At 61.0% G+C, this 11,821-nt stretch carries 15 protein-coding genes; all 15 read right to left on the bottom strand.

Going from position 1 to position 11,821, the window contains the following annotated elements; translation table 11 throughout:
• Positions 1 to 18: 18 nt before the first annotated feature.
• The 15 genes from OHA18_RS20705 to OHA18_RS20640 all read right to left on the bottom strand — a co-directional run bounded on the left by OHA18_RS20705 (position 19) and on the right by OHA18_RS20640 (position 11,271).
• Positions 19 to 309 (bottom strand): hypothetical protein, encoded by a 291-nt coding sequence (locus tag OHA18_RS20705; protein ID WP_329005806.1) that lies wholly within the window; start codon positions 307 to 309, stop codon positions 19 to 21.
• A 102-nt stretch (positions 310 to 411) separates the two neighbouring features.
• Positions 412 to 1,476, bottom strand: coding sequence for a hypothetical protein (locus OHA18_RS20700; protein WP_329005805.1), 1,065 nt, complete (start codon positions 1,474 to 1,476; stop codon positions 412 to 414).
• Positions 1,477 to 1,774: 298 nt separating this feature from the next.
• Positions 1,775 to 1,999: a hypothetical protein gene (locus OHA18_RS20695; protein ID WP_329005804.1), complete on the bottom strand. Its 225-nt coding sequence runs from the start codon at positions 1,997 to 1,999 to the stop codon at positions 1,775 to 1,777.
• Positions 1,996 to 2,316 carry a hypothetical protein gene (locus OHA18_RS20690; RefSeq protein WP_329005803.1) on the bottom strand — a complete coding sequence of 107 codons (321 nt, stop codon included), beginning with the start codon at positions 2,314 to 2,316 and terminating at the stop codon, positions 1,996 to 1,998. Before OHA18_RS20690 ends, OHA18_RS20695 begins: the two co-directional genes overlap by 4 nt.
• Positions 2,313 to 2,531 (bottom strand): hypothetical protein, encoded by a 219-nt coding sequence (locus OHA18_RS20685; protein WP_329005802.1) that lies wholly within the window; start codon positions 2,529 to 2,531, stop codon positions 2,313 to 2,315. Before OHA18_RS20685 ends, OHA18_RS20690 begins: the two co-directional genes overlap by 4 nt.
• Positions 2,532 to 2,535: 4 nt before the next feature.
• A complete protein-coding gene (locus OHA18_RS20680) occupies positions 2,536 to 3,354 on the bottom strand; it encodes an FtsK/SpoIIIE domain-containing protein (protein ID WP_329005801.1) in 819 nt (272 codons plus the stop codon).
• A gap of 22 nt (positions 3,355 to 3,376) precedes the next feature.
• Positions 3,377 to 4,207 carry a hypothetical protein gene (locus OHA18_RS20675; protein WP_329005800.1) on the bottom strand — a complete coding sequence of 277 codons (831 nt, stop codon included), beginning with the start codon at positions 4,205 to 4,207 and terminating at the stop codon, positions 3,377 to 3,379.
• Positions 4,208 to 4,333: 126 nt separating this feature from the next.
• Positions 4,334 to 4,729: a hypothetical protein gene (locus OHA18_RS20670; protein ID WP_329005799.1), complete on the bottom strand. Its 396-nt coding sequence runs from the start codon at positions 4,727 to 4,729 to the stop codon at positions 4,334 to 4,336.
• A gap of 15 nt (positions 4,730 to 4,744) precedes the next feature.
• The gene (locus OHA18_RS20665) at positions 4,745 to 5,062 is read right to left on the bottom strand and encodes a hypothetical protein (protein WP_329005798.1); all 318 of its coding nucleotides are present in this window, start codon (positions 5,060 to 5,062) and stop codon (positions 4,745 to 4,747) included.
• 190 nt (positions 5,063 to 5,252) lie between these two features.
• Positions 5,253 to 6,491: an MFS transporter gene (locus OHA18_RS20660; protein WP_329005796.1), complete on the bottom strand. Its 1,239-nt coding sequence runs from the start codon at positions 6,489 to 6,491 to the stop codon at positions 5,253 to 5,255.
• A gap of 40 nt (positions 6,492 to 6,531) precedes the next feature.
• Positions 6,532 to 6,762 carry a DUF397 domain-containing protein gene (locus OHA18_RS20655; protein WP_329005795.1) on the bottom strand — a complete coding sequence of 77 codons (231 nt, stop codon included), beginning with the start codon at positions 6,760 to 6,762 and terminating at the stop codon, positions 6,532 to 6,534.
• Between the two features lie 2 nt (positions 6,763 to 6,764).
• Entirely contained in the window at positions 6,765 to 7,697 is a 933-nt protein-coding gene (locus OHA18_RS20650) for a Scr1 family TA system antitoxin-like transcriptional regulator (protein ID WP_329005794.1), read from the bottom strand.
• A 646-nt stretch (positions 7,698 to 8,343) separates the two neighbouring features.
• Positions 8,344 to 10,089 carry an ABC-three component system protein gene (locus OHA18_RS20645; RefSeq protein WP_329005793.1) on the bottom strand — a complete coding sequence of 582 codons (1,746 nt, stop codon included), beginning with the start codon at positions 10,087 to 10,089 and terminating at the stop codon, positions 8,344 to 8,346.
• A complete protein-coding gene (locus OHA18_RS43345; RefSeq protein ID WP_442914399.1) occupies positions 10,067 to 10,333 on the bottom strand; it encodes an ABC-three component system middle component 6 in 267 nt (88 codons plus the stop codon). Before OHA18_RS43345 ends, OHA18_RS20645 begins: the two co-directional genes overlap by 23 nt.
• Positions 10,330 to 11,271, bottom strand: a complete 942-nt coding sequence (locus OHA18_RS20640) for an ABC-three component system protein (protein ID WP_329005792.1) — start codon at positions 11,269 to 11,271, stop codon at positions 10,330 to 10,332. Before OHA18_RS20640 ends, OHA18_RS43345 begins: the two co-directional genes overlap by 4 nt.
• Positions 11,272 to 11,821 lie beyond the last annotated feature (550 nt).

Raw genomic sequence — 11,821 nt, 5'->3', positions numbered from 1 at the left:
GGCGTTGACGGTTACGTGTCAGGCGGCAGTCGGGCCGGTGTTGTCGGGCCGTGCGGAGTCGAGGGTGGCTGCGCCGAAGAGTTGGTATCCACAGCCGGGGCAGTAGCGGCCTTCGATCTGGCCGTCGACGGCGATAACGGTGTAGTCGTCGCCGGGTTCGAGGACGGTAGGGCACCAGTCGTGTCCGTCCAGGTGGTCATTGGCGACCCAGTCGCAAAGAAAGGTGCTGTCCGCAACGGCGTGGTAGACGGTGACCTCCGCGTAGGCGTTGATGTAAGTCGGGTGGCCTTTGGTGTGGATGGTGGTCATGATCTGTGCCTCCTGGGTTGGTTGTCGGTGAGTGGTTCGGTGTTCACCCCCGTCTCCGGGATCCCGTGGATTCCGGAGATGAGAGCCAGCAACGAACCGGTGTTACTCGTCGGATTCGAAGGTGGATTCGCAGACGCCGCAGGTGATGTCTCCTTCTGCGAGGACTGCTTTGGCGACGCGGATGCGGCGTGGGCATTGGCATGCGCACGCGATGGCGTTGTTGTTGTTCTTCTTGGCCTGTCCCCCGGTCACTTCGGGGTGGCGGTAGGCGATGAGCGCCTTCTTCAGTTCGGTGAGGACGCTCGTGTAGGTGGTCGCGGTTTCCTTGCGCAGCGTGCAGGGCGACCAGCCGATACGGGGGTCTTTGGTGGTGTCGAGGCCGAGTTCGGAGGCGAGTGCGGCGAACTTCTGGTTGTGCCAGCGGCCTTGACGGCTGGTGTCTTTGATCTCGCGGACGTTGGCGAGAGCGTGTGCTGCTTCGTGGAGCAGGGTGGTGAAGACCTCTTCGACGGGTCGTTTGAGTCCTTCGCCGGAGATGAGAACTTCGGCCAGGGCGTGTTCGCCGTGCTGCCAGCGGGCGGCGGCGAAGTGGCCGTACTTGGCTTGTTTGCTGGCGGTGCCGGAGCCGACGATGACTACGACGGCGGGGATCTCCTTGTGGTTGGTGCGGATCGCTGTCCAGGCGGCTTCGAGTGCGGAGACCAGTTCCGCGGTCGTGTACTCGTCTTGACGCTTACGTGTCAGTCGGGCCTTGGGTGACCCGGTCCGGGTCTTCGAGCCGTTCAAGGTGGTGGTCTTCTTGGCTCGCTTGATGGTGACCGAGACGGCCGGGTGGCTGCCGCCTGTGGAGAGTTCCTTGAGTTTGTTGCGTACGGCAATCAGTGAGGTGTAGCCGTGGGCGCGTCCGCCTTCGATGGCGCGGACGGTGTCCATGTGGGCTTGGACCGCCTTGTGTGCGGCGGTGGGTGTGCCGTTGTAGACGGCAGTGGTCTTGGTGACCGTCCAGCCGGTGATCCCGGCGAGTGCGGTCGTGTTGTGGTTGGTCAGTCCGGTGAGCTTGGTGGTAGTCGCGGGCTTCGCGGCGACCGGGGCCGGAATGGCCGGCATGTCGATGAGGTCGAGTTCGCCTGGCACATGCACGACCGGCGCGACGTCGGTGGTTACCATTGCTCTCCCCTTTCGCGAGCTTGGGTTTTGGCGCAGATCAGGTGACAGGGGCGGCCGGTGTAGGGGTGGCGCATGAAGGCGTTGTGTCCGCAGATGTCGCAGGGCCAGGGGTCGCCGACTGTCGTGTGTGCCCAGTCCTCGGCTCGCTCAGAGCGGTGTGTCTTCTTGGACGGGGTCTTCTTCTCGATCGGCTCGCCTGCTGGGGTGGCCGGTGTGGTGGTTGTTGGGTTTAGGTCTGTCGTGATCGCCTGCTGGCCTTGACAGTTACGTGTCATGCGGCCTTTCGTTGCCGCGCGCATCATGTGCTCCAGAGCGACAGCGTGTTGTCGACCGTTATGGCGAGTTCGTAGATGTCGTTCGAGACCACGGACGCGTAGTAGTCGTAGTCCGAGTCGGACGGTTCGATGTCCTGGACCGATTGCGCGTGGTTTCGTAGGTCGTCTCGCAGTTGCTGGAAGGCCTGGACGATGACCGCGCGGTGGTTGGCCACGAGCGCTTCGAGAGATTCGATGTTCTTGCTCATGGCTGGTCCTCCGTCCACTCGGTGGGGATGTAGACCTGGTCTTGGGTTCGGGTCATGTCCTCGGTGATGTGGTCGACCTGGTGGTCTTCGAGGAGTTGCCGGGCTTCGTAGAGCGCGTCGATGAGTTGGCTGATCGCGGTGACGGAGCCGGTGATGAGTTCGATCTCGATCGGTGTTCCGCCGAGGTCGATCGCGACGAGTGGGGTGTCGCCGTTGCAGGCGAGGTTGATTCCGGCGACGGAGTTGTCGGTGAAGTCGTAGCCGACGATGATGCGGTCTTCGCGTTCGCCGCCGTTGGCGTCGTAGTAGCTGGTCATGACGCCTCCTTGTCGGATTGGGGGATGACGTAGGCGCGTTGCCAGGAGCCGTTGTGGGCTTGGCCGTTGCGCAGTGCCGACCAGCAGACACCGCAGCGGTGGGGCTGGTCGGGTGAGTAGACGAAGGATCCGCAGTCGTGGAGCCAGCCGAGGTTGCCGTCGTTGTCGCGGACGCCGGTGACGGCGTCGGCGGGGACGGGTTTGATGGTGATCATGGGGTTATGCCGCCTTCCGGAGGTGTACTGCGCGGCGGACGATCTGGTTGACGTGACGGTCGTTGAGGTAGGCCGTCTTGAGTCGGCGCGGGAGTCCGCCTTCGGCGCGGAGGAGTCCGACGCCGAGCGCTTCGGGTTCGATGTCCACGGCGGTGTGGCCTTGGGAGGCCCAGCCGGTGCCGAGGATGATGTCGCTGCTGGAGTCGGTGGCACAGCGGAATGCGAGCCGGTAGCCGAACAGGTCCCGCAGTGAAGTCGGGACGATGTCAGCGCTGGGGCGCTGTGTGGATGCGACCGTGATGATGCCCGCAGCGCGGCCGCGAGCGACGATGTCGCGCACCAGGACGCGGAACTCTTCTTGCTGTTCCTTGGTGCCTACGGTGACGGTGAAGTACGCCAGCTCATCGATGCAGAGGAGCTTGGCGCGGAAGCCGTCGCCAGCGACGATCTTCTTGCGGCCCGTACGGGCCAGGTGCAGATAGCGTTCGTCAAGGTCGGCCTGTTGTTCCCGCAGGACGCGCAGCGCCTTGGACATGTCGTTGCCGACGAACTCCTTCGCGACCGGTGCGTACGGCAACAGTTCAACAATCTTGCCGTCGATCAGGATGAGATCCACGTCGGAGCACAGTGCGGCGTGGGCGACGATGTTGCCTTGGGCTACGGACTTGCCCGCGCCGGGTTCACCGCCGATGAGGATGTTGCGGTACATCAAGCCCACGTAGACGGGCTTGCCGCGTGTGTCGAGGCCGAGGTAGGCCGGGTTGTAGATCGAGAGCGCACCCTTGGGTGCGGGGGTGGCCCCCGGCTCGCGCCGGGGGAACACCTTGAAACGAGTAGCTTTGAAGCTAGACATAGTCGGACACGTCTTCTCCGTTGGCGCCCAAGATCACCGTCTGGCTGTCGTTCACGGCAGCAGTGGTCTTGGAAGTTCGAGTACGCGTCTCACCACTGGCGGTTTTGGCCGGCCGATTCGTGGTGGACTCGTCAGGGACGCTGTCGGTGTTGTCGGGCGTGAGGAACGCCATGACCGCGTCGTCGGCGACTGCCGCTTCGGGCACGCCGCTGGTGTCTTCGAGCAGTGGCGAGTCGATGGTCTTCTTCGCCAGGGGGTCGCGACGGTCGATTTCGATCCGCACGATTGCGGCGTTGCGCTTCGACCGGGCGATGGTGGCTTTGCTTGCCCAGCAGGCAGATGCGAGGCTTTCGGCTTTGTTGTCGAGGTCTTCGACCGACTGGCCGGGGCGCATCCAGAGCCAGACGACCTGTCCGGTCTTGGTGGCGAAGCAGCCCAGGATGAACGGCAGGTTCCCGGAGTAGTTCAGGACCCGCATCTCGATCAGGCAGGCACGCAGCCGGTGCCGGGTGGTGACACACCAGATCCGGTTCAGGACGAACCGGCGGGCGGGGTTGTCGGTGACGATCCAGCCGCACAAGACGATGATCAGCAGGGCGTTGAGCCACAACGGGTTCGACTGGAAGTAGCCGGAGATCGCGTCGCCGTGGGCGATGACGATGTAGGCAATCGCGGCCAGGACGTAGAGCTCCCAGCGCCAGCGCCAGACGGTGAGCAGGAGTTTGACCGGCCAGGACTGGTTCGGCCGGGTAATGGTTTCGATGGCACCGCGTGAGGTGCTGCGCGCTCGACCAAGCGAGCGCTTGCGGGTAGATTTGGGCATGACAAGACCTCCCGATCAGGGGGTTGAGTCAGGAAAAACACGAAGCCAGGACGGTTTCTCAGGCCTGTGACCCGGCTTCGTGTCTCGTTTCCAGGGAGCGGCCCTTTCGAGGGCCGTTCTTGGTTTCTAGCTGTTGGTGCTGACTGGCGTTGACACGTATGCGTCGACCGCGGTGGCTTGACCCGATTCCGTGGGCGTGGCCGACTTCCAGACCGCGTATGCGTAGTCGCGTGCGGCGTACAGGTCGAGGCGACGATCAGTGGCCTCGCGGTACAGGTCGAGCAGTTGCCAGAACGCCTCCGAGGCGTAGACGGCGGTTGCGTCGTTGCTGATCGCAACGACAGGTTCAGCCCGGTTCAGGCTGTCGGTGATGGCCTTGTCGAGGAAGGCGATCACCAGTTCGATCTCGATGATTTCGTTGCACTTGGTCACGTACTCGGACCGTGCTTGATTCGCTGTGACGGTTCGATGCTCCATCGGTTGCGACATGACTACCCCTTCGCTGAGCAGTGCACGGATCACGGGACGAGTGGAGAACTACTTCGCAGAACCCGACGCGGCGTTGAGCGACTTGGCCTTGTACGCGACACCGTTCCGCCCGTTGGTGGCCCACGGCATGGCCTCCAGCTCGACCGGCACGACAACAGCGCCAACGTTGACCTTCGGCATGGCATTGCCCGCCAGAGTCACGTTGATCACCTCGCCGCCCGTCTCGTCGAGCGCCATCACCTGAACCGTCCAGAGCAGCTCGTTGGTGTTCCGGTCAGCCTTCTGCCGGCCGTTCTGGTCCTTCTTCTCCTCCACGCCCTTGGTGACCGTGAACGTCTTGCCCGTGGTGTTGATGTCCAGCTTCATGAGGAATCGCCCTCCTAGGCGTCAACCAGGCACACTCACTGCGTAGTGCTTCAACCCGGTATAAGGATGGTATATACCGGGCTTATACCGGCACAAGTCCTACCCGTCAGTAGTGTTGGCTTGGGTCCGGACAGCAAAAAGGGCGCTGACACGTAGGTGTCAACGCCCTGTGGGAGAGGGACCTTAGGCCCTAGTCGTCGGCCTCATCAGCGTTCGCCGTCAGGGATCGGCCGATGATCGAGGGGGCTAGGAGAGTCGGGACCACCAGCAATGCTCCAGCGGCCCACAGCGGCGCTCTGAGGCCCCATGCGGATGCGAGAAGACCTCCGACGATGCCACCTGCCGGGAGCATCCCGGTACCTAGTACCCGGAAGGAGGTTACGACTCGACCCAACAGATCAGGTGGCGTGAGACGCTGCCTCGCACTGACCGCTACGACCGTTGCAATCGACGTGCCCATGAAGGCGATCGCCAAGGCTCCCCCGGCGATGAATGGGTTCGTCGTCAGGGCCAAGCCGAACCATGCCAGCACCTGTGCCGCCATGGCTGTTTGAAGCGCTCGGGCGTCACCGATCTTCGTGATCACCCGCGATGCCAGCAGCCCTCCGGCGATGTTCCCGAGGGCACCGACCGCCAGGAGCAAACCGTACGCAGCGTTCGTGATGTGCAGCGATTCCTGCGCGAACAGGACTAGCGTCGCCGTGGCCGCACTGTAGGAAAGGTTGCTGACAGCAATCAGGACCGCGAGTGCGCGCAGTACTCCATGTCGAGCAAGCCAAACCATGCCATCTCGAATCGAGCGAAGAATCGAGACATCACGATTGGGCACACGGACGGTCTTGTGCCTCAGGAGGAGCACGCAGACCGCAGACACGAGGAACGAAACGGCGTTGGCCACAAAGGGGATTGCCGCCCCCGCTACAAACATCGCAGACCCTGCGGGCGGGCCGAGTAGCGATCGACCCGCACTCATGAGCGATCCCTGACGACCGTTGACCTTGTTCAGCAGTTCCACATCACGGTTGACCAGCTCAGGAATGATGCTCTGTGACGCAGCATCGAAGAACGTCGTGCCCGCCATGACCAGGAACGCTGCCGTGGCCAGCAGCGGAACAGATCCATGACCTGTGGCGATAGCGACCGCAACCAACCCGAGGATGATCATCCGAGAGAGATCCGCGACGATCATGACCGCACGGTAGGGCAGTCGATCTACTACGGCTCCAGCGAACGGTCCAATCAGGACCCAGGGAATCATCTCAGCGGCGCTGACGATCGCAACGGCGGTCGGATCTCGCGTCAATGCAGCCGCCGCAAGTGGAACCGCAGCCGCGAATATGCCATCCCCGAAGGAGGAGACCGCTGTAGCCACGTAGAGCGCACGAAGACGGCCCATCAATCCAACCTTCGGCTCCTGTGTCACGGTCATCTCCTCGGCTCCTCCCTCGGGATCAGATGATCTGCGATACCTAGTCGAATTCGCCGGCGCGCAGCCCAGCAGCGAAGACACGCCACTCAGCAGCGTCGAACGTCAGGACCGGTGAGTCGTCACCGAGCTTCGAGTCACGAACCGCACGCCACCCGTCGGGCCCCTTTGCCACCTCGACGCAGGGTGAGTCGTTTCCACAGCCGCCGCCACTCTGAGCAGCTCTGAACGGACCGAAGTCGTCGAGCGGGGGCGGGACAGGAACAGTTGCCACAATCAATTCCCTTCACTCTCCCGGATGGCATCAGCCAACCAGTTCAACGATTCATGAGGATCTAACGCCAGTTCTACTAATTCTTCCCAAAACATGTCGTACTGACGTACATCACGACTCGACCTAAATGTGACCTGAGCAGCAAATGTATCTGCCAGCACGACAGAGTCATCTTTCCCAATGTCGTAGATGACGAAACTTCCAATCGGCACGAGACCGTACGGTCGCCCGCGAGGCATGATCTGCACCGTAATGTGTGGCCTTCGTGCGCCCTCAGCAATTTGCTTCAACAGGCCAACACGCAGATCAGGCGGCGCATCCTTAAAGGTTACATCTAGAGCGGATTCCGTCAGAACGACATGATACTTCGGGCGCGGGCCCTTCATGATTACCTTGACACGCTCAACCCGCGCCTCCGCTGCAGCTTCAGCCTTCACGGGGTCTTTCTCATACCCCAGCATTAGATGGCGAGCATATTCCAACGTCTGCAACTGACCCGGCGCAAACAAAGGCTGGAAATGACGGATCTGATACGCCTGCATTTCGAGGCGATGAATCTCCTGTTGTCGCTCAACCAAGCCCGTTCGAGTGATCACAAAAGTCGAGAGAACTTCCGTTGCGCCTTCATCGACCAGGCGGGACAGGAGAAGCCTGTAATCTTCGCTCGTAAGCCGGTCGAAGGCCTCCACGAGCTGACGGCGCTCAGCGCCCGTCAAGGTGTCGTCAGCAAGTAACGTGCCGACCTTCTCAATTGTGGCACTCCGAAGCGAGTCCACCGCCGCTAGATCCGGGTGCCGCGCCCCAGTTTCCCAGCGCGAGATCGCAACTTGCGAGACGCCCGTCTTCTCGGCCGCCTGCTTCCCTGACATGCCCGCAACCTTCCGCATCCAACGAAGCTCGACGCCGAGAGGCGACGGGGCCGCTGCCGCTGGCATTAGAGTCCTTGCCGATCGGATGCGTACACACCCTTAGCATAAACCGGGTATATACCGGCAAGTCAAGCTGCACGGTCCCCAAATCCACACCTATCCGACCTCAGCGAACCTGCCTCACCTGCGACTCGCACGTTCCCTCGCATCTGGGGTCCCATCCGGTCGCCTGACAAGTTTCTCTACGTCTTCAAGACGGGCCCCTTCAGGGCCCGAAAGCGCGCCGCCACCACAGGGCGGGACGCCTGCCCGCCGCTCCGCTTCGCTGCACTCTGGGCGCGTCCCTTGGCTTGGCGCGCACGTGCCAACAGGGTGCCGGGTCGAAGACAGCAGAACCCGCCATCAACGCTCGACACCCTGTCGATACCTCGCTTGCCGGAGAGGCCGGCTACCCGCCGCCTGCCGTTGGCCGCATGCTCCGTCTGCCGGTGGGCTCCCGCATCGCCCCGCTAGCAATCATGGAAGGGACGGCCCGGCACGGCACGCCTCAAGGGCGCCTACGGCGTCCCTCCGGGATCTCCGACCCTTGACCCGCACCGCACCGCACCTAAGGTCGGCAGCTATCGGGGCGATGCGGGAGGTCTGCCCGCGGGCTTGACACGTACGCGTCACCTTAGCTGGGTGAGCAGGAGCACTCGTGGAGCGGTGCAAGTCAGAAACGAAAGCCGAACAGGCCTCCTGTCTCAAGCGCATCGGTCAGGCGCGGCTCGCGGATATGAGACGTGGGGTCAAAACCGCGACGAGCAGCCTTATCAAGGTCGTCGGTGTTGAGAGTAGCGATGTACTGCATGCCTTCTTCTCGAGCAACGTCGCGCGCAAGTGTAAGTGCAGCCGCCAGTTGCCGGTCGTCCACGCCATCGAATAGGTGGCTGTCATGAATCAGGAAATTGGGACCCCGACCATAACGCCACGCTAATACCGAGATAGTGAGATCGAAGCAAAATATGACCATATTGCTGATGCCCCGGCTGTCGTCACTGTGAATTCTCGGCGTGATTTTTAGGTTGTTGCGGGTGGCCTCGATAGCGAGGTACGCCTCTCGTCCCTCCCCATACAAGCGCTGGGCGTAGCCGGAAAACAGGAGAGTAGCCTCCGTTGTCTGCTCAGCTCGTTCGTCGAGGTCGGTCGTGACAGCTTGCTGGAGCTCCAGCCGTTGAGCCGTGAGTTGCCTCGAACTTGCTTCGAGTGTTTGAGCAGCGTCATAACGGTGCCGTAAGGCTGCCAACGCAGCCTCCTCACGGGCGAGGGCTTGCTGAAGGGCCGTGAGCGCTTCCAGAGCACCACCCTCATTCAGGGTACGCAAGAGTCGAGCCTGTTCATCGCCGAGCCTTGCACGCTCGACGCGCCGAGCCTCCAGACGTTCGGTCAACTCGGTGACTTCCTCATCCAAGAAGCGGCGGCGATTACGCACGACCGAGTGGTGGAAAGTCTTTACATCTTCAAAACGCTGGCGAACTTGGTCCGCCATGATGATGCCGAGCTCTTGGTAGACAGGTTCCAGATAGTCAACATCTACCTCACTGACCTCATTAACAGCCTGCTGCAAGTCTTCGAGGTTGCTCCTGTCGATCACATCGTCTTGAGAGAGTTGTTTGATCCGACGAGCAATCGCGTCAGCCTGGTCCTTGACTCGTTCATATTGCGGTACAACCTGGAAGTTGCTGATCTGGGATTGCAAACGATCGACCTGCGCTTGCGCCAGTGTAATCTGCCCGCGCAAATCTGCGGTCGAGCCAACGATCCTTCCCCACACCGGATCGTTAACTGCCTTGCGCAACTGGTTCCTGGTGGCTTGACGTGCGGCCAACTGCCTATAACCGTCTGCCAGTTGCCAGTCCAAACCGAGAAGATATGCGAGATTGGTAGTGGCGTCCGCATCAGACTGACGCGAAAATGTGCGAGTTGCCTCATTGAAACCATGCGCAGAAACTCGCCGCACGAGGAAGGAAAGTAGAGTGCGCCCACTGATCCCCGGATGGTCTTCACCGAAGCCGAACAAATACTCATCAATCAACTGGTTCCACTGCTCAACACTGACTTCGGCCGGCTCGTCGGCGTTAAAAAGCGTAACCTGGTTCCCGCCGGTGACATCTGGGTCAAGCCGCACAGTTCCGGAGCGGTTGCCTCGACGGTAGACGGACAACTCTTTGGTAGTGGGCCAGTCCATCTGCAAGCAGAACGTGATGTCACGCAACGCCTTCTTTGCGAACAATGATCGGGAGTCTGACCGAGCGCCAAGCAGAAAGTGAATCAATTCGATCATGCTCGACTTGCCCGCACTGTTTCGGCTGTCGGTGTCCGAGGATGCAGTCGTGGTGTCCGCAACAATAAGATTCAGTCCGTCGGTAAAAGTGACGGTTTTGAAACGCGGATCATCAGCGCTCAGACGTCGCAGCATTCGTGCTCCTAATCACCAAGACATCACGTCGCAATTCCACCGCACCCATACTGTAGAGAGCGTCCAGGGCGAGGATGAACCAGCCAAACGATACCGGAGAGTGATGACCATGTTCGATCCGCCAAGCCTTAAGCCTGGCCCAAGCCTGGCTGACGGACCGCGGCTCGTCCAACTGCAATAACACCTGAGCGCCGACAGCCAGCAGGCAACGATCCGGCGCAATGCCCTTAGTCGGTGTGATCACGCTGGCATTCCGATCGTCCCTGATGGGCTCCAGTCGTGCGGAGGTACCTCGAATATGTCGCAGCGCTCAAAAAAGTGCGATAAGACGACCCATGCGGCTCGTTGAGTTCGCGGCTGTTGTGACTCATTCCCAAGCACATACAGCTCAAGTTGCCACAGAACGTCTTCCGGATCGTCCCAGTCATGGCGCACCTGTTCGTAGTACAGGCGGAACCCCTGAGCGACCTCGTCATGCTCCAGTTCTCGTACAGTCCCATCATAGAAAGCGTCAACGAGGTGACTGTTCCGCATTCCTTGCAGCAGGCTTTGCCGCGCGACGCCTCGCAAATCGTTGAAATCCAGTTTCTTATGGGGAACGTCTGGTAATGGCATGAGCGGGTCAGATTCGGCTCGCAGATCCTTCAGGTGCTTCAAAAGGGGGGCGAGGTCTTCCATACCAATTCCGAATGTGAGTTGCTTGATTGGAATCTCACATCCGAGAACATCCTCGGTCGCCATCTTGTCAAGGCGCATGCACTCATGCCAGAGGCGCGTGCAACCCATCAGTTCGAAATCTATCGACTCGTCAACATAAGCAGCATCGGCAAGCAGCGTTGCAATCTCGGGATGCACTCCCCAGCGGTCGTTATGCACAAATACGAATGTGTCGAACTGGCCGCCACGCTTCGCCGTCGCCTTCGCAAGGTCTGATGCGAACTTGCCCTTCACTGCTGCAGCATCAAATTTCTGCGGCGCATAACATGCGTAAAGTTTGCGCGAGTGGAGAGTCAGCCCATCGGCTCCCTGGTCACCGAGATTTCCATGCGTTCTTACATCTAGGAAATCTGGATGGCGTGCACACATGATCTTGTGGAAGAAATCTTCGAACCCAGATCCGTGCAGATCTGCTAATTGTTGAGTGAAAAGCAGCCGAGCGTACATACGCTGTTCGAAGTTCATCGATCCCCCTATGCCCACAGGGCGCAACTGTATCGCAGCGCCTCGTAAGCGTCGAGAGTCCTGATGGCCGCCCATGGCCGACGAAACGTCGCACAGCGAGGTAAGGGCGAGTGGCAGAACAACAGGCCCACCGGACTCGATGCAGCGCTCCTCAGTTGCAGCTCGGCCGCGTTCACTCGCGTTCGGACAAGGTGCGTTGACGAGCGGCCTGCAGCGGCTCTCGAAGCCACCTCTTTCACCGCCACCTTGGATGGGAAACGCCACAAGACGACGACAGGCGACGGCGACTGCCCCGGTGGAGACATCCCAGGTCAGACCGCAGACTCGACGACAGGTGATGATCGACCGCAGGCGGGGATCACCAATCCGCGGGTTGTGGGCATCCGTCAACCACGACTGACTCCCCGACGAGCTGCCTCCTGCGTGGCCTCGCTCGGCCATACGTCGATCGGTCGCAGATAGCTGGGAGCAAACCAGTCCTCGACTGAACGGCCGGCACGATGATCCGGCACATAGACGACGCGCGCAGCCCAGTCGCCCCCATTGGTAC

The organism is Kribbella sp. NBC_00709 (assembly GCF_036226565.1).
Lineage (GTDB): Bacteria > Actinomycetota > Actinomycetes > Propionibacteriales > Kribbellaceae > Kribbella.
The sequence above is the reverse complement of the archived record's forward strand: the minus strand, read 5'-3'. Positions and strand labels throughout refer to the sequence as shown.